Origin of the sequence: Sodalis praecaptivus (genome assembly GCF_000517425.1) — a bacterium.
GTDB classification, from domain to species: domain Bacteria; phylum Pseudomonadota; class Gammaproteobacteria; order Enterobacterales; family Enterobacteriaceae; genus Sodalis_A; species Sodalis_A praecaptivus.
Window position 1 is genome coordinate 4,257,031 of sequence record NZ_CP006569.1, and the last position, 18,357, is coordinate 4,275,387.

General features: G+C 59.1%; 13 protein-coding genes. 12 read left to right on the forward strand and 1 reads right to left on the reverse strand.

What is annotated here, in order from left to right:
• Positions 1–288: 288 nt before the first annotated feature.
• From SANT_RS19015 to SANT_RS19065, 11 genes are all read left to right on the forward strand, one after another.
• Complete coding sequence (locus tag SANT_RS19015; protein WP_025423824.1) at positions 289–1,770, forward strand: MFS transporter; 1,482 nt, start codon at positions 289–291, stop codon at positions 1,768–1,770.
• A 276-nt stretch (positions 1,771–2,046) separates the two neighbouring features.
• Positions 2,047–3,309, forward strand: a complete 1,263-nt coding sequence (locus tag SANT_RS19020; RefSeq protein ID WP_025423825.1) for an MASE1 domain-containing protein — start codon at positions 2,047–2,049, stop codon at positions 3,307–3,309.
• A gap of 32 nt (positions 3,310–3,341) precedes the next feature.
• Positions 3,342–4,643, forward strand: a complete 1,302-nt coding sequence (locus SANT_RS19025; RefSeq protein WP_025423826.1) for a hypothetical protein — start codon at positions 3,342–3,344, stop codon at positions 4,641–4,643.
• 639 nt (positions 4,644–5,282) lie between these two features.
• Positions 5,283–6,311 (forward strand): substrate-binding domain-containing protein, encoded by a 1,029-nt coding sequence (locus SANT_RS19030; protein WP_025423827.1) that lies wholly within the window; start codon positions 5,283–5,285, stop codon positions 6,309–6,311.
• 10 nt (positions 6,312–6,321) lie between these two features.
• Positions 6,322–7,821, forward strand: coding sequence for a sugar ABC transporter ATP-binding protein (locus tag SANT_RS19035; protein ID WP_025423828.1), 1,500 nt, complete (start codon positions 6,322–6,324; stop codon positions 7,819–7,821).
• 12 nt (positions 7,822–7,833) lie between these two features.
• Entirely contained in the window at positions 7,834–8,853 is a 1,020-nt protein-coding gene (locus SANT_RS19040; RefSeq protein ID WP_025423829.1) for an ABC transporter permease, read from the forward strand.
• A 48-nt stretch (positions 8,854–8,901) separates the two neighbouring features.
• On the forward strand, positions 8,902–9,891 hold the full coding sequence (locus SANT_RS19045; RefSeq protein WP_081730486.1) for a sugar-binding transcriptional regulator: 990 nt from the start codon (positions 8,902–8,904) through the stop codon (positions 9,889–9,891).
• A complete protein-coding gene (locus tag SANT_RS19050; protein ID WP_051440191.1) occupies positions 9,884–11,653 on the forward strand; it encodes a glycerol-3-phosphate dehydrogenase/oxidase in 1,770 nt (589 codons plus the stop codon). The genes SANT_RS19045 and SANT_RS19050 overlap by 8 nt, the downstream gene beginning before the upstream one ends.
• The gene (locus SANT_RS19055; RefSeq protein WP_025423832.1) at positions 11,637–12,476 is read left to right on the forward strand and encodes a class I fructose-bisphosphate aldolase; all 840 of its coding nucleotides are present in this window, start codon (positions 11,637–11,639) and stop codon (positions 12,474–12,476) included. The genes SANT_RS19050 and SANT_RS19055 overlap by 17 nt, the downstream gene beginning before the upstream one ends.
• 55 nt (positions 12,477–12,531) lie before the next feature.
• Positions 12,532–14,034, forward strand: coding sequence for an FGGY-family carbohydrate kinase (locus tag SANT_RS19060; RefSeq protein ID WP_025423833.1), 1,503 nt, complete (start codon positions 12,532–12,534; stop codon positions 14,032–14,034).
• Positions 14,035–14,333: 299 nt separating this feature from the next.
• Complete coding sequence (locus tag SANT_RS19065) at positions 14,334–15,842, forward strand: serine hydrolase domain-containing protein (RefSeq protein WP_025423834.1); 1,509 nt, start codon at positions 14,334–14,336, stop codon at positions 15,840–15,842.
• A 32-nt stretch (positions 15,843–15,874) separates the two neighbouring features.
• On the opposite strand, the gene SANT_RS19070 is transcribed toward SANT_RS19065, so the two are convergent.
• Positions 15,875–16,522 (reverse strand): L-fuculose-phosphate aldolase, encoded by a 648-nt coding sequence (locus tag SANT_RS19070; protein WP_025423835.1) that lies wholly within the window; start codon positions 16,520–16,522, stop codon positions 15,875–15,877.
• A 504-nt stretch (positions 16,523–17,026) separates the two neighbouring features.
• Here SANT_RS19070 and fucP point away from each other — a divergent pair.
• Complete coding sequence (gene fucP / locus SANT_RS19075) at positions 17,027–18,355, forward strand: L-fucose:H+ symporter permease (protein ID WP_025423836.1); 1,329 nt, start codon at positions 17,027–17,029, stop codon at positions 18,353–18,355.
• The last annotated feature ends 2 nt before the right edge of the window (positions 18,356–18,357 follow it).

Genomic DNA, 18,357 nt, shown 5'->3' on the forward strand with positions numbered 1-18,357 from the left:
CCTTCCCCCCGGCTACCGCCGCCGTACCGCTAAGCGGCTGGCAGCCGTTATTATTTCCAGGGGAGGCGTCCTAACGCTCGGCGGGTCGCGCCTTCGCCGGTGGACTGGCGCGGCCCCCTCGCCCTTTTTCCTGCGCGATATGCCCCGGCGCACGGCTACCGTCGGGGCAAAGCGGCCTCTCCCGCCCGCATTACGCTTTGCGCGCGGGTGAATAGGGTGAATAATGTAACCACAGCCGCATGGCAGCGGCGTTCTTTTGATATGTCTTTTGACGGTGAAAATAACCTTATGGCCAGGAGTAAACAGGCGCCAACAGCGCAGCACGACGAGACGTCCTCGGAAAGCGATACGTCGCCACAGCACGCAACCAAGGGCATTTCAGGTATGGCGCTACTGGTGGCAGGCGCCTTCTTTATGGAATATCTCGACGGTACGGTGATCGCGACCGCCCTGCCGCAAATGGCCCGTGATTTCGGCGTGGCGGCGGTGGATTTAAACATCGGTATGAGCGCCTATCTTATTACTCTGGCGGTGCTGATACCCGTCAGCGGGTGGACGGCGGATCGCTACGGCGCGCGCAACATTTTCAGCGCCGCTCTGTTGATTTTCACCCTCTCCTCTTTTCTCTGTGGGCTGACGCAAAACGTCGGCGAGTTCATCGCCATGCGGGTGGTCCAGGGTATCGGCGGCGCCATGATGGTGCCGGTCGGCCGCCTGGCGGTATTGCGCAACACGCCGAAAAATCAATTGATTGTCGCCATCGCTACCCTGACCTGGCCCGCCTTGGTCGCGCCCATTCTCGGGCCGCCGCTGGGGGGATTTATCACCAGCTACGCCAGTTGGCGCTGGATTTTCTTTATCAATATTCCGCTGGGGATAGCAGCGATGATTATCGCCTGGATCATCATTCCCAATGTGAGTGAAAACAAGCCACAACCTTTCGACAAAATGGGCTTTGTCTCGATGGGCCTGGCGATGCTCTGCCTGGTCACCGCGCTGGAGCTTTGCAGCCAGCTGCCGGTCAACTGGCCGGCGGTCTGGCTGCTGCTGGCGGTGGGGCTGCTCGCTCTGGTCATTGCCTTACGCCACCTACGTCGCGCGCGTTATCCGATGGTGCGCTTGGATGCGCTGCGCATTCACACGTTCCGCATTACCATGGGCGGCGGAACGCTGTTCCGTATTACCGTCAGTTCGGTACCTTTCCTGCTGCCGCTGCTGTTCCAAGTGGGCTTCGGCATGGACCCTTTTCATGCCGGCATATTGGTGCTGGCGGTTTTCGCCGGCAACCTGGCGATGAAACCGGCGACAACGCCGCTGATGCGCCGCTTCGGTTTCCGGCCAATCCTACTGGTGAATGGCGCGCTGTGCGTCCTGTCGCTCCTGGTCTGCGCCACCTTCACCCCCGACACATCGCCGGCGTGGGTCATGCTGATGCTTTTTTGGGGCGGGCTGTGCCGCTCAATGCAATTCACCGGCATCAGCTCGCTGGCGTTTGCCGATGTTCCCGCCGGCGAAATGAGTTCCGCCAATACGCTGTTTAGCACCGCGCTGCAATTGTCGGCGGGTCTGGGGATTACCCTGGGCGCGCTCGCCGTTCGCGCGGGTGAGCTTATCGCCCGGCATAGCGGGTTGGATGCGATACCGGGCATCGCTTTTCGGCTGGCGTTTGTGTTTATCGCGCTGGTTACCGCCGTCGGGCTTATCGATCTGCTGCGTTTACCGGCTAATGCCGGCGACGGCGTGGCGCGAAAAACACCTAACCGTAAATGACGACGCTCGTCGCCTGGGGATGCGCCGCGCTTTAATAAAAGGACACTGGCGGCGGGTCATCCTCGCCGTTTGTCTCCTAAATAGACAAACGGAATGCAGGGAACGCATTCCTTTACCGATTAAATTGACAATCGCGATAAGCGATATAACTTATCTGCAATTCGCGCGCAAATTATGTCATGCCTTCTATGATAAAGACGAGGGAACGTTGACATGAGTGAGTGACATTCGGATTAGCGGTTACCTAGTGAATTCACTAAACGATGAGATAGATCCATGAAACCAGCGGCAATGTCTTATATCCCCAATATACCGATACTGGGGATATGGTTATTGGTTTATTATCTTTCTGGGATAATATCGGTTCAGTTTGACAATCCCGAGTTGCATGTTGCCCTTATCTGGTTTCCGGCGGGCGTCGCCACAGCGGCATTTCTCCATTATGCCATGCGGCATTGGCCGTTACTGCTGCTGACATTTATTATTATCGATTTTTCGGTGAGCCATCCCTCAAGCGAGCATCTCATTTTCAATATGGTGTTTGCCGTGGTTTCGTTGCCATCCTCTCTGGCCATCGCTTGGATTATCAAGCGGTTTTCCCGCCCTGGCGATGATATCAACATCATATTTTACTGGTTCATCACGACTATTCTGGTCAGCCTACTGGATTCTCTTTGCTTTGCGCTGGTCTTCGCATTCGAGACCCAAAAAGCCTTTGGGCAGATTTTCTGGGCGTGGTTCATCGCCGATATCAGCGGCAACTTCTTCTCCACGACCGTCATCATGGGATTCCTCAATAACCGGCTACGGCCCGCCCCCCTCGCAGCGCGGCATTTACTCCTTGGCGCGATAATCTGGGTGTGTATGGTGCTCTACACTACGTGGGCTTTTAGCGGCAATGTCAATGCCCTCAACTTCGGTAAAGCGACAGGCTTACGCGACATTGTGTTATTCACTTCGATCCTGTTACCCGTGGTTCTCACCGCCTTTATGACGCTCGTTTGCGGTAACCGCGGTGGAGCGCTGGCACTGCTGACGTTAGGGAGCGTGATGATCTTTTATGCGGATAAAGGCATCGGCCCGTTATTTCTCAAAAGATTGCATGCTAATGAAGCGTTACTGCTGGTACAGGTCTATTTGACGGCAACCTCCCTGTTCTTGGTTTTTCTGCGGGTAATTACGCATAATATCAGCCATATGACCTCCGACGGTCAATTACGCCACCAGCGCCAGGCCATTTATCAGCTCAATCTCACTAACGGCTCGCTGAGTTGGGATAATCTCCCCCCGCCGTTGGCGGCGCTTCCCCTCGCAACGCTTAATAACAGACAACGGCTCATTGCACAGCTGCATCCGGGCGATCAAGCGCGGCTAGCTAAGCATTGGCGCACCGATGCATTTGTTCATAAATTCCCCACGATACGCTTCAGGCTGCAAGATGCACAGGGCGACTGGTTACACGTTACCGACAGCGGTGCGGTTCTGATCGACGATCGTGGTTCGTTAGTCATTGTTGGGAATTGGTCTTTATCTTCTTAAATGACCAGAATGACAATCGAGAGAGGCATAAATTGATCCAGTTAGTATTGCTACTGCTTGGTACCAAATACATCAAGCGCAACGCGTTATATCTGTCCGTCGCCGGTATTATTTGGATGGTATGTGGGCTACTGATTTTCATTGATGGTTTAGACAACCATCCCTACTTCCCTTTAAAAACGTTCGGTTGCATTTTATTACTGGAAAGTCTGTTGACCCTAAGCGTCATGTCCAGCGTTGAAGGAACGAAGAAAAGCATCCTCTTTTTTAAGGGGGGACTATTTTTCTTGGTGGCGCTGCTCATTCTGGTTGGAAAGTCGTATAGCAACCTGCTATTGGCGCTCATTTTCGCCTTTTCCTTCTTCCTGATAGGCTTTTTCACCACGCTCTCTTCGTTTGTCGTCCGTTATCCTCATTGGAAAAAAGCGCTCTTTTATGGCTTATCGTTGATGTTGTTCTCCTTGTTTTTGCTGCTTCATCACGCCGCGGCGATTTCATTTTTTATCGGCTTACAGCTGATTGTCAGCGGATTAAGCTGCGTGGGAATTGCCCGCAAAGCCAGGCGCATGGAAAATGGCACGTCCATTTTTCAGCTGATTCAGCCGGGGGATGTGCTGTTAAGTTATGTGCCTCTTCAGGAGGGCAAAGGCGCCGCGCCAGTGGCCGAAACAAAAAAAAGAAACACCACCCCGTTGATTGTCCACATTTGGACACCGGAAGAATCTGCGGCAACCCAGCCCGTTCCGCGTCCTATCATCAATCGCTATATCGCCGCCGTGGATGCGGACGGCGTCATCTCGACCGGACACGCTGCGCTAGAAGTGCCGGGGAAGCTCTATTTAAGCCTCTACCCGGCGGAAGAAATTGATCGCTCTCCTTCAGAATTTCTGCGAATTCTCAGAGCAACGCGTGATAATGATGTTGGCGGCCGATTTTTAACCGACTATGGTTCGGAGGCCGAGAGCTGGTGTGAATCGACGCGCAAAATTGAATTCCACAAATTCAATTACCACAAGCTGGAGTCGTTTTGGCAAAATTATAGCCTCGATAAAACCTACAACCTCACCTACCGTAATTGCTCAAGCACCGTGGCCTACGCTTTGGAAGCCGCGCTGGATGGGGTATTGGAAAATAATAAATTCAGTTATCTTTTCCAGTCGCTGATCGTCCCCGAACTTTGGATTGCGGCGCAGGTGCGTAAGCGCGCCCAAATGATGGCCTGGACGCCGGGTCTGGTAATGGATTATAGCCGCGCACTGTATTCGATTGTTCATCCCGCTTCCCGGCCCTGGTTCCGACGCCTTCCTGGGTTAATGCGCAAAAGCGTAAAATGATCTCAAACCAGCCTGCGCCGGGATAGACCTTTTGGAGCAACCACGGAATTTTATCCCGTTTATTGGTGTCCTTTTCCCGCTGCTGGCGCTGATAAGCAGGCTGGCCCGGAGGCTGGCACCGCGCTACGGCGTAAAAGAGACACCGCTTAAGTGTCTTACCCGCGTGACGCGGGCATGTAAACTCTGCCGATCACGTGGCGTTCCCGCTTCACTGGCTCCGCGCTGGCGGTAGCTATTACGGCGTCTTCAATCTCAGGGGCGATAGGCGCTTAGGTAAAACCGGGTTTGTCAGGGGGCGTTGTCGTGACCTTCACGGGGGGTTAACGCAAACGTTGACGCGATCATGCGCTCTTTCCGCCTGTGTTCCGCGGGCAGATGAACGGGTTCGACCGCAGTTCCCCTTTGCGTTAAATGACATCGGATGCGGAGCACAGTTTTGCGATGAAAATCGACCGCAATCACAGATGCGCAACATTTCCGAAACCTTTTATTGATCTTTCCATCGCCGCTCATTATATCTTCTATGAAATTTATTTCTTACCGATGAAATAAATTCCAAAACCGCCCCGGCTCGTTTTTCCGTGTTAATGCTGTAACGGCTGAGCCAGGAACACCAGACGTTTTCCGGGGAAGATAATAATGAAAAAATCTTACGCTGTTGCCGCCTGCCTGCTTTGCGCCCTGACGTTGGCTCCCGCCGTCAAGGCCGCGGATGAGACACCGCAATTCCGCTGCAAACCGGGTGAAACCTATTACATGAATGTCATGAACACCGGCGTGGAATATTGGTTCCCGGTGTACGAAATGTTCAAACAGGCCGCCCAGCAACTGGGATGCAAAACCGTTTACGGCGGTACGCCGGCCTATGATGTCAACCAGCAGCTCTCAAGCTTCGAGCAGGTGCTGGCTCAGAAACCCGCCGGTATCTTTCTCCATCCGATGAATCCCGATCCCTTTATTGAACCGATCAACCGCGCCGCGGAAATGGGCATTCCGGTGGTCACCTTCGCCGCCGACTCGCCTAACAGCAAACGTGTCGCTTATGTCACCTCGGACAATTTCCGCGAAGGTAAGGCGGCCGCGGATGAAATGGGCAAGGTCATGCAGGGTAAAGGCGAGTACGCCGTGCTGGAAAATCCGGGTCAAGATAATCACGACCGACGCGTCAGCGCGTTCATTAATGAAATGAAAACCGCTTTTCCAAACACCAAACTGGTGGCGCGGGCGGCAACCAATCAGGATCCGTCGAAGGCCTATAACGCCGTACTGTCCATGCTGCAAGCGCACCCCAATCTGGCGGTGCTGTTTATGCCCGAGGCCAGTTCGGCTATCGGCGCGGCTCAGGCGGTGGCCGAGAACGGCGGCAAGGTGAAGGTCATCACGGTCGACGTTAACGCCAAGGTGCTGGATATGATAAAAAGCGGTCAGGTGTACGCCAGCATCAACCCCAATCAGGGGATCCAAGGCTATCTCGGCTTTATCACCTTGTTCCTTGCCGCCCATCCTCAGTTGATCGATCCGATGAATGACGCCAAACGCAGCGGTGCCAACCCGTTCGCGTTCCCCATTTTGGATAACGGTTTCTCGGTGGTAACCAAAGACAATGCCGATGATTTCCGTTGGGACACCTATTTGAAACGCCGCGGCACCAAAGGCATTAACGAGTAAGGAGCGTTTAATGAGCATCTCACCGGTATTAACGCTGCGCGGCATCAGCAAATCATTCGGCGCGGTCAAGGCGCTGCGGCAGGTGGATTTAACCGTGCGCGCGGGCGAAGTGCACGCGCTGGCGGGGGAGAACGGCGCCGGCAAATCGACGTTAATGAATATCGTCGATGGCATTTTGCGCCCGGACGCCGGCAGTATCCTGCTGGACGGTGAACCGGTTGACATCCGCTCACCCGCCGACGCTCAGCGGCTAGGTATCGGGCTGGTGCATCAAGAGATAGCTCTGTGCCCGGATATCTCGGTCTATGAAAATATCTGGATGGCGCAGACCAGCGGCAGCGGGCGGCCGCTGATGCGCCATGACGACCTACGCCGGCGGGCGCAGGCGGTGATGGATCGTCTGGCGCCGATCCCGGTCACCGCGCGGGTACGGGATCTTTCGCTGTCGCAGCAACAGTTGGTGGAGATAGCCAAGGCGCTCACGCTGGATTGCCGCATTCTGATCCTCGATGAGCCCACGGCGGCGCTGACCGAGCCGGAGGCGCAGACGTTGTTCGCCATCGTCCGCCAGCTCAAGGCACGCGGTATCGCCATTATTTACATTAGCCACCGCATGGCGGAGATTTTCGCGCTGTGCCAGCACATCACCATCCTGCGCGACGGCGAAACCGTCTACAGCGCGCCCCTGGCCGGTATGACGCCGGACGAGGTCATTACCCGTCTGGTCGGTCGGCCTCTGACGCAATTGTTTCCCGACAAACGTCCACCCGCCGACGCCGCGCCGCGGCTGGAGGTGGTCAATCTCGGCGACGGCAAACATTTTCACGACATCAGCTTTAGCGTGCGCCCCGGCGAGATTGTCGGCATCGGAGGCCTGATGGGCGCCGGACGTAGTGAGATCGCCGAAGCGGTCTGCGCGCTGCGCCGCCATTCGCAGGGGGAAATCCGTCTGGGCGGCCGGCCTGTCGCCCTGAAAGATTACCGCGACAGTATCCGGCGCGGCATGGTTTATCTGTCGGAAGACCGCAAGGAGGCGGGGCTGTTTCTGGCAATGCCCATCGACTGGAATATGTCGGCGCTGGATTTGGGGCCGCTACAAAATCGGTGCGGGTTATTGAGCCAGCGCGCCGAACGACGCCAGGCAGAGCGGCTGGCGTCGCAGGTGCAGTTAAAGAAAGGCCGTCTTAGCGATCCCGCTTCTTCGCTTTCCGGCGGTAATCAACAGAAGGTGGCGCTGGCGAAAGTGCTGTCTGTGGCGCCGGACGTGGTGTTTTTCGACGAACCGACCCGCGGCGTGGACGTCAGCGCCAAAGCGGAAATCTACCAGATCCTGCATCGGCTGGCGCAAAACGGCGTGGCTCTGGTGGTCATCTCCTCCGAACTGCCGGAGCTAATCGGGTTATGCGATCGCATCCTGGTCATCCATGAGGGGCGACTTAGCGGCGAAGTCCGCGAGGACGCCATGACAGAAGAAAATATTATGCGGCTCGCCGCCGGCATCGCCGCTTGAACCGGGGGACCTATGGCGCTGAACACTCTGCTTTCCAACCCGAAACCCAGCGGCGCGGTGACGCCGCTGAGTCTCTTGATAAAACTCTTCGCCGCGCTGTTTCGCCAGCGGGAAGTGGGATTGGTCACCATCATTGTGGTCATTTTTGTGGTGATGAGCTTTACCTCGCCCTATTTCCTCAGTTGGGCCAACATGAAGGCCATGCTGCTGTCGTTTTCCATCGAGGGGATCGTGGTGGTGGGCATGACCATCCTGCTGATCGTCGGCGGCATCGATTTATCGGTGGGATCGGTGGTATGTCTATCGATGGTGGTGGCGGGCCAGCTATTTCTTAACGGCGTCGATCCCTGGCTGGCCAGTTTGGCCGGGATTGCGGCGGCGGCGGCGGTCGGCCTGTTAATGGGGCTTACCGTCACCCGCATCGGTCTTAGTCATTTTATCGCCTCGCTGGCGGCGATGGTTATCGTGCGCGGTCTGTGCATGATTATCACCCAAGGCACGCCGCTGTCGTTATTCACCCTGCCGGGGAGCTTTAAATTCCTGGGACAGGGGGCGGTGTACGGCATCCCTTTCGTTATCGTGCTGTTTTTCCTGCTGGTGGCGCTGTTCGACTTCCTGCTGCGCAAGGCGACGGCGTTTCGTAAGGTGTTCTATACCGGCAGTAACGAGCGGGCCGCCGCGTACTCTGGTATCCGCGTCAATAAAATCAAGCTGGCGGTGACGGTACTGACCTCCACGCTCGCCGGGGTGGCCGGCATTATTTATATGGCGCGCCTCGGGTCCGCCACCCCGACCTTCGGCGTCGGTATGGAGCTGAACGTTATCGCTGCGGCGGTGATCGGCGGCGCCAGCCTGAAAGGCGGCACCGGCTCGATTCTCGGCGCGGTACTGGGGGTTGCACTGCTCTCCATCGTTACCAGTTCGCTGATACTGATTAACGTATCGGTTTACTGGCAGGATCTTATTAAGGGATTGATTCTGCTGGCGGCCGTGTCGATGGATCATATTATGAACAAATACCGTGCGGGCTGACGGCAACCCTTGCCGCCGGTCTTCTTGCCTCAACAGGAGCTGATGCCGATGGATAATGAGAATGAACTGCTGTCGTTCAACGGTAGCCGTCAGGTGTATCGGGTGCTGGTGATGTACTACCAGGACGGGCGCAAGCAGTCGGAGATCGCCGCGGCCACGGGGTTATCGGTAACGACGGTCAACCGCATGATTCGCCAGGGCCGGGAAAGCGGCATGGTAGAGATAACGATCACATCTCCCTTTTTGTCCGCTCATCAATTGGAGAAAGATCTGGCGCGCGCCGGCGGGTTGTCTGAGGCGGTGGTGGCGCCCAACGTCACCCGCGCCGATGACGCGGAGCTGCGCGTCGTCGGCGCGGCGGCGGCGGCGTTTTTGCTGTCGCGGCTGCGCGATGGCGATGTTATCGCCATCACCGGCGGCAAGGGCGTCAGCGCGCTGGTGGAAGCGCTGGCGCCGGCGCGCAAATATCAGGTGGAAGTGGTGCCGGCGCTCGGCTGCGTACAGGGTAAACACTATACCGATGTCAATCATGTCGCCTCGGAGATGGCGGCGCGCCTCGGCGGCCGCGCCTGGCAAATCCATGCGCCGCTGTTTGCCGACACGCCGTCGCAGCGGGAATGGCTAATGGGCATCAGCGGAGTGGATCAGGTGCTACAAAAGGCGCGCGAGGCCACGCTGGCGGTGGTGGGACTGGGCTCCATCTTTAGTAACAGCTCCAGTTACTACGACCTGAACCTGACGGCGCGCGAGGCCAGCGATAGCATCGAAACCAGCGGCGCCCGTAGCGAATTACTGGCGTGGCTGCTGGATGAAACCGGCCGGCCGGCGCGCTTCGCCGATAACCAGCGATTGGTGGGACTGACGCTGCCGGAGCTGCAGCGTATCCCCTTCTCCTTCGCGGTGGCGGCGGGGAGCAACAAGATTGACCCCATCCATTGCGCGCTGCGCGGCGGCTATCTCAAAGGGCTGGTGACCGACGAAGCTACCGCCGCCGGCGTAATTGACCAGTTCGGTACGTCAGGAGGACATCATGGCTGAACACGACCGCGAACCGCTATTGGGGCGGGAAACCCAGCTGGCAGCGCTGCGCGCGCGCGATCGGGTGCCGGTCCTGATCGTGGGCGGCGGCATCAACGGCATCAGCACCTTCCGTGAATTGGCGCTACAGGGCATCCCCGCCATTATCGTCGAGCAAGGCGATTGGTGTCAGGCGGCCAGCGGCGCGCTGTCGCGCATGATTCACGGCGGTTTGCGCTATTTGGAGACCGGCGAATTCGGTTTGGTGAAAGAATCCGTTACCGAACGCGACCGGTTACTGCTCAACGCCCCGCACTATGTCGCGCCGCTGCGCACGACGGTACCCATTGACAGTTGGGGCGGTGGTCTCGTTAACGCCGGTAAGCGCTTTCTGCGTCTTGGCGAAAAACCCGCCCGGCGCGGCGCGCTGATCATTAAAACCGGCTTGACGCTTTACGACCTCTATACCCGTCAGAGCGGCACGATGCCGCGTCATCAACTCAACGGCCTTGGCGCCACCCGCCGGCGCTGGCCGGGATTCGCCCCCTGGATCCGCTGTAGCGCCACCTACTACGACGCCTGGATCACCGCGCCGGAGCGTCTGGGTGTTGAACTGTTGGAAGATTCACGGCGCGCGAATCCACAGGCGCTGGCGCTGAATTATCTCAGCGTGGAAGGCACCGACGGCGTGCAGCTGACCCTGCGCGACGCCCTCAGCCAGGAAACCTTTACGCTGCGACCCCATATCGTGGTCAATGCCACCGGCGCCTGGGTCGACGCGCTTAATGGCATGCTGGCGCCGGAGCGGGCGGGTCAGAAAATGATTGGCGGCACCAAGGGATCTCATCTTATCGTGCGCAGCCCCGAACTGTTGCGCATGCTGGGGGATGAGATGGTGTATTACGAAAACCACGAGGGACGGGTATGCATTATGTTCCCCTGGTTTGGCAATGTGCTGGTCGGCTCAACCGATATCCGCATTGATGACCCCGATGAGGCGGTCTGCGATGAAGCGGAAAAACGCTATATCTTGGAATCCCTGAACTTTGTATTCCCCTCGCTGCGCGTGGGCGAAGACGATGTGCTTTATACCTTCAGCGGGGTGCGGCCCCTGCCCGCCAGCGATGCCGCGTTAAACGGCCGCATCTCGCGTAACCACTCTCTGGCGCTGCTGCCGCCGGTCAACGGACGGGAGTTCGCCACGCTATGTCTTATCGGCGGCAAATGGACCACGTTCCGCGCTTTTGGGGAACAGGCGGCCGACCGGGTGCTGCATCTGTTGGGGGAAAAGCGCCAGGTCGGCACGCAACACCTGGCCATCGGCGGCGGTCGCGATTACCCTGCCGCCGAGCAGTACGCCACCTGGCTACGGCAACTCACCGTGCAAAGCGGCCTGCCGTCGACGCGCGTGGCGCAGCTCGCGGCTCGCTACGGCACGCGGGCGGAGGCGATTATCGCCGCCATCGGCCGCCGGCCCGACCGGCCGCTGCGCCATCATGCGGACTACAGTGAAAACGAAATCGCTTATCTTATCCATCACGAGCAGGCGGTCATGCCGGAAGATGTGCTGGTACGCCGTACGCGTATCGCCATCAGCGGCGAAGCTACCCTGGCGCGGGTGACCGAGCTGGCAACGCTGATGGCGCGCGAACTCGGCTGGTCCGACGATCTGCTGGCGCAAAACATCGCTTTGACCTGCTCCCGTCTGGCCAGCCGGCATGGACTGGCCAATCTTACTTCAACCGCTGATACCGAGGAAACCCGCTATGCCGACCACCCCTAAAGTGAGACTCCATCGGCTGTTTAATCATGACAAATGCCTGGACGTCGCCATCGACCATGGTATTGCCAACGAGCCGGATTTTCTCGTCGGACTGGAGGATATCCGCGGCGTAATGAAGAGTCTCATCGCGGCCGGACCCGATGCGATCCAGGTGAATTTTGGTCAGGCCGATTTGCTACAGCAAACGCCGGGACCGAAGCCGGCGCTGGTAATGCGTGCCGACGTCGGCAATGCCTACAACGCCACCCGCCATCGGGAAATGTGGGCGGTATTGCATAACCCCGAGGCGCCGATCCTGGCGGCGCTGCAAATGGACGCCGCGGCGGTCGTGGTCAATCTTTACCAGATCCCCGACGAGCCGGGCATTTTCCGCCAGTGTATCGAGAATATCAGCCGCCTGCGCCATGCGTGCGACCGCTATGGCATGCCGTTGATGATTGAGCCGCTGGTCATGGCGCCCGCCGGCCAAGGCGCGGCCTATGGCTCGTTGGGGGATGTCGGGCAGATCGTTCCGCTGGTGCGGCTGGCACGTGAGCTCGGCGCCGATATCATCAAAGCCGATCCCACCGATGAGGTCGACGAGTTTTATCGCGTGGTGGAGGCGGCACGCTGTCCGACGCTGGTCCGCGGCGGCGGCAAAGGCGAGCTGGCGGACGTGTTGGTCAAAACCGCGGCGCTGATGGCACAGGGCGCCGCCGGCATGGTGTACGGGCGCAACGTCTATCAACATGCCAATCCTTCACGCGTCGTCAGGGCGTTGATGGCCATTATTCATCAGGGCGCCAGCGGGCAGCAGGCGCTGGCGATTTATCAGCAGGACTGACCTGCGACGGCGCCTGTGCAGTACGCCGCATCCTCCCCGTGTTGCGGAGAAAAAAATGAGCCAATGTTTGCTGGGTATCGATGCCGGAAATACCATGATCAAAGCGGTATTGTTCAGTCTGGAGGGTCATGTGTTGTCGGTGGCCGGTCGCGCCGGCGCCACCCATCAGCCCCGGCCGGGCTACGCCGAACGGCCGATCGAAGACATATGGCGGGACGTGACGGGCGCCATCCATGACTGCCTGCGCCAGGCCGGCGACGCCGGCCACCGGGTCATCGCCGTGGGCGCCGCGGGGCACGGCAACGGCCTGTACGCGCTCGACCGCCGGCAGCAGCCCGTCATCGGTATTCAATCCATCGACAGCCGCGCGGATGCCCTGGTACGCGAATTTGAGCGTCAGGGGAAGCGCGCAGCTATTTATCAACGCTCATTACAAACCCCCTGGGCCGCCGCCACGCCGGTACTGTTGAGCTGGCTGAAGCGCCATGACGCCGCGCTTTACCGCCGCATTGGCCACGTGCTGTGCGCCAAGGATGTTATCAGCCATTTCCTGTGCGGATCGCTCAGCGGCGATTACTCCGATGCCGCCGGCGCCGGTCTGATTGACTATCGCCGGCGCGACTACGACCGCGAGCTCATGGCGCTGTATGAGGTGCCCGACGCGCTGGCGCTGCTGCCGCCGCTGCGCGAATCCTGCGAGGTCGCGGGACTCGTCAGCGAGCGCGCCGCCCGTTTGACCGGCCTGACCGCCGGCATCCCGGTCGTAGCCGGCATCTTCGACGTGGTGGCCAGCGCCATCGGCTCGGGCGTGGTCGCCAGCGGCGATGCGTCTATTGTCGCCGGCACGTGGAGTATCAACCAGGTGGTGGTGGACAGGCCGGATTATCTACGGCCGGTATTTATGAATTCCATCATCGAAAAAGATCGCTACATGGCGATCGAAGCCAGCGCCACTTCCGCCGCCAATCTCGACTGGTTCGTGCGCGAATTCGCCGACGGCCGCGGCGGGCAGGGCGCGGCGCGCAGCAGCGAAGAGGTGGCGTCGGTGCTGCCCGATGACCGTTTGCCGCTCTATCATCCCTATTTGTACTCGGGCCGCAAGGCAGGCCCCGCCAAAGCCGGCTTTTACGGCTTGGGCGGCTGGCATACCCGGGCCGATATGTTGTATGCGCTATTTGAGGGCGTGACCTTCGCCCATCGCGCCCATATCGACCGCCTGCGGGCGGCCGGCATCGCGTTCACCCACGCGACGCTTTCCGGCGGCGCGGCGCGCAGCTGCGTCTGGCCGCAGATGTTCGCCGATGTGCTCAATATCCCTATCCGCACGGCGCAGTGCCAGGAGACCGGCGCGCTGGGTGCAGCGCTGTGCGCCGGCGTGGGCGTCGGCGTTTGGCGTAATCTGGCCGCGGGGGTGGCGCAGGCGGTCCAACTCGACCCCCGGACGTTATTACCGCGCGTCGATCGACACGCGTTTCACGACGCCCGCTATAAGCTATTCAAACGGCTGGAAATTGTCATGGGCCAGGTCTGGCAACAGGATCTGGATGACGCTGTTTAGGCCACATAACGCCCTCGCCGCCGGCGGCGCCTGCCCGCCAGGCATGGAACTTGCTTGCTCGTTAAAAGGGCATGTCGCGGCCGTGCGGGCGGGGACAAGCGCGCATCGCCGCCCTGGCCTGCACGTTAGGGCGGCGATGGCAGAGCGTTTACGTGTTGTACGCAGTGACCTGCACTCTTGCGGCGCAGATGCACCCGACCCAAGCTGGCGTGGCCCCGATACCGCCCGGCCGGCGTTTGTCGCCGCGCGGGCGTTCGCCGATGGGTTTTCCGATGACAGCAAGATGCGGGAGAAACGGTATGATCATGAATTGGCCTCAGGCCACCGCCGTCGCGCAGGCCATTGTTGACGACTGGCAGCGCGACGGGGAGCCGGGCGGCGCTATTGCGCTGTTCGATGCTAACGCCATTCACGCCTTTTGCTGCGGCGGGCTGGCCGATTTGGCACAGCGCACCCTGTTCAGCCCCGACAGCGTTGTGCGGTTCGCCTCGGTGACCAAACACCTCTTCGCTGCGCTGGTTACCGGGCCGGCGGCGGAGGCGCTCGCGCTAGAGGATCCGCTGGCCCGGCATTTGCCGCAGCTGACCGGCGCCAACGGCCAGGTCAGCGTCGGCCAAGCGCTGGATATGACCGGCGGTCTGCCCGACGTGCGCGAGACGCTCTCCTTACTGGGGCTCTCCATCTTCAGCGCCACCCGCCAGGAAGATCTGCTGCCATTTCTTACCGACTGCGGCGCGCTTAATTATCCCGCCGGCAGCGAAATCAGCTACTCCAATACCGGTTACCGGCTGGTGGAGGAAGCGCTGAACGCCAAGGGCATCGCCTTTGCCGATCTTCTGCAGCGCCACATCTGCGCCCCGCTGGGGATCCGGTTGCATGCGCCGGCGACGTGGTTCGATATTGTTCCCGGACTGGTGCCCGGCTACTGGCGCGGCCGCGAAGGCTGGCAGACCGCGTGCGCCGGTTTGCCGCTTTCCGCCTCCGGATCCGCGGCGGGCAGCCTGCGCGATCTGGCCCGCTGGCTGCAATCGCTGTTGGGGGAGGACGCAGAGGCGGTGTTGACTCGCCTTAGCGCGCCGCGCCGGCTGGCGGACGGCCGCGAGACGGGTTATGGCCTGGGCCTCGGCCATGTGCGGTGGGGCGAGACGCATCTGCTGGGCCACGGCGGATCTCATCCCGGTTATAAAACCCATTTTTTGCTCGATCCTGTCCAGCGCGTCGGCATGGCGCTGGTCGCCAATCGGGAGGATGTCGCGCCGCAAACTGACGCGCTGCGGGTGATGGCTGCGCTGCTCGGCCAGCCCTTACCGCCGATCGGTCACAGCTTGAGCCCCGGCCTATACCTCGCCGAAGGCGGCGACGCGTGGCTGGAGGTGGCTGAGCACGGCGTCAGTTGGCTTGACGCTGACGAAACGCTTTATCACGACGCGCGGTCCGGTAACGCGTATTCCCTCACCAGCCATTTGCCGATGCGTTTGCACCAGAATGGCGCGGCGGTGGAAGGCGAAATCGGTCACCGCGTCCGCCGCTTTGTGCCGGCGGACGCGGATGCGCGCGCTTTCGCGCCGGCGCAGGGCCGCTGGCGGCTGGCGCGGTGGCGTAGCGAGTTGACGATCGACGGCGATCGCCTGCTCCTAGGCCCCGGCCCGTCGCCGCTCACCGCGACCCTGCGCCCGCTCGGGCAGGGCCAGCTGCTGGCAACGGCCTGCGATGGTCCATGGCGAAAACGGATCCTGCTTAAGGTCCGGGATGACCAGTTGGCGTTGACCACCCACCGCAGCCGTGTAGTGCACTATTGCCGGGCCTGACCGCTTGTTCGAGGATCTGTCCGAGGAGCTTTTCAATCGTCAATCCGCAGGCCGTAGGTTTTAAATTTTTCCAACACGCGCGCCATCTCCTGCTTTGACAGCACCGGTACAGGATCCATCACCGGCAGGACGGCCAGATAGAGCTTGGCAAGAATTTCGACTTCCTGCGCAAGCCATAACGCTCTGGCCAGATTCTCACCGCAGGTAATCAAACCGTGGTGTTGCAGCAGCGTCGCTTTACGGTCCCGCATCGCCACCGCCACATGCGCCGCCAGATCGCGGCTGCCAAACGTGGCATAGGGCGCACAGGGCACATTGTCGCCGCCGGCGGCGGCAATCATGTAATGAATGGCGGGGATCGCCCGATTGAGGACCGACACCGCCGTACTGTAGACGGCATGATTGTGAATGACCGCTTGACTGTCTGGCCGGGTCAGGTATACCGCCTGATGGAAGCGCCACTCGCTGGAAGGAAGCTTGCCCCAGTCGGTCCTGCCGTCGGCGTCAACAAACACGATGTGCCGTTCGGTCAACCGCTCGTAGGGAATACCGGTGGGCGTGATCAGCATTCCGGTTTGATAACGTACGCTGACATTGCCGGCCGTTCCCTGATTCAAACCCATCTTTCCCATCCGCAGGCAGGTGGCAATGATATCGCGCGCCAGCGCCGTTTTATTCATAATAACGTCCTCTTCCATCCTGAGATGCTCCACATCTTTACCCGCCGCCGGCGTCGGGCAAATAATAACGCTGGTTCTGTGATCGCCATCATGACTAAGCTGTCTTCCTAATCATTAGTTAGATTAAAATTTCGCTAAAATCTGGCCGTTTGTCGTTTGCGGTCGATAAACGGGCAAATGCGCTTTATTAATTTGCCCGTTTCACCTCGAATTAAAATATACGGTCAACGAAGGCGACATTTTCCCTTGCCCAAAGGGCAAATTAGGCATTATTTTTGTTTAATTAGGGTGATTAAATCCCCAAAACGCTGGGCAATTATTTTTAATGTGAGCTGACGCATATTTTTGCCGTTTATGAATTTTGACAATAGCCCCATCGATTGTGCCGGCGGCGGGTACCCCGCCGTCGGTAACGGCGTAAAGGGTCAACCGCTTGCTCCGGCCCGAACAGCTAATACCTCTACTTTCACTTCATCGCCGCAGTACGGGCCAGACGAGGATGTTATGGGAAATGCGCTACTGCCGTCAGAAAAATACCGCGTCGCTTCCGGTCCCCGGAACAATAATAACCTGCTGCCCTTCACATTACTCTGCTCATTATTTTTTCTTTGGGCAGTTGCTAACAATTTGAATGATATTCTTCTGCCTCAATTTCAAGAGGCCTTCACCCTTAATAATTTTCAAGCAGGATTAATACAATCTTCTTTTTATTTTGGCTACTTTATTATTCCCATCCCTGCCGGAATTTTGATGAAGAAGCTAAATTATAAATCAGGAATAATTACCGGACTGATGTTTTATGCCGCCGGGGCCGCCCTATTCTGGCCCGCCGCGCAAACAATGAATTATTCCCTCTTTCTGGCCGGTCTGTTTATTATCGCCGCCGGTCTGGGCTGTCTGGAAACCGCCGCCAACCCCTTTGTTACCGTACTCGGGCCGGAGGAAAGCGGCCATTTTCGTATCAATCTCGCGCAAACCTTCAACTCTTTCGGCGCCATTATCGCCGTGGTGTTCGGCCAAAATTTTATCCTGGCCCATGTCCCTCACCAACCTCCCGCGGTACTGGACAGCATGACCCCCGAAGCGCTGGCCTGCTATCGCCACAGTCTGGTGATGGCGGTTCAGACGCCCTATATGCTGGTGGTGGCGGTGGTGCTGACGGTAGCGCTGTTGATTCTGCTCACCCCTTTCCCCCCCATTCACAGCGAAAGCGGCGACGAGAAACCCGGCGGCTTTTTTCACGCTACGCGACGGCTGCTTGGCTATCGCCACTGGCGCTGGGCGGTAATGGCCCAGTTTTGTTATGTCGGGGCGCAGACCGCCTGCTGGAGCTATCTTATCCGCTATGGTGTGGAGGAGGTGGCGCAAATGACCCCCGATTTTGCCGCCAATTATCTGACCGCGACCATGGTGTGTTTCTTCGTCGGTCGTTTCAGCGGCACCTGGCTCATACGCCGTTTCGCACCGCAAAACGTCCTGGCGGCCTGCGCCCTGGCGGCCATGCTGACCTGCCTCATCGCCGCCGCCGGCGGCCAGCGTGGCCTGATGGCACTGACGCTGTGCAGCCTGTTCATGTCCATCCAGTACCCCACCATTTTTTCGCTTGGCATCCGTAAGCTTGGGCACGACACCAAATACGGCGCATCGATTATCGTGATGACCATCGTTGGCGGCGGCATCGTCACGCCGGTGATGGGCTATGTTAGCGATGCCGCCGGAGCTATCGCGCCCGCCGAGCTGATCCCCGCGCTGTGCTTCGGCGTGATTTTTTTCTTTGCCCGGTTCCGCTGTGGCGTTAAGCCCGAGGCAGGCGTAGCCGCGGTGTCCCATTAACC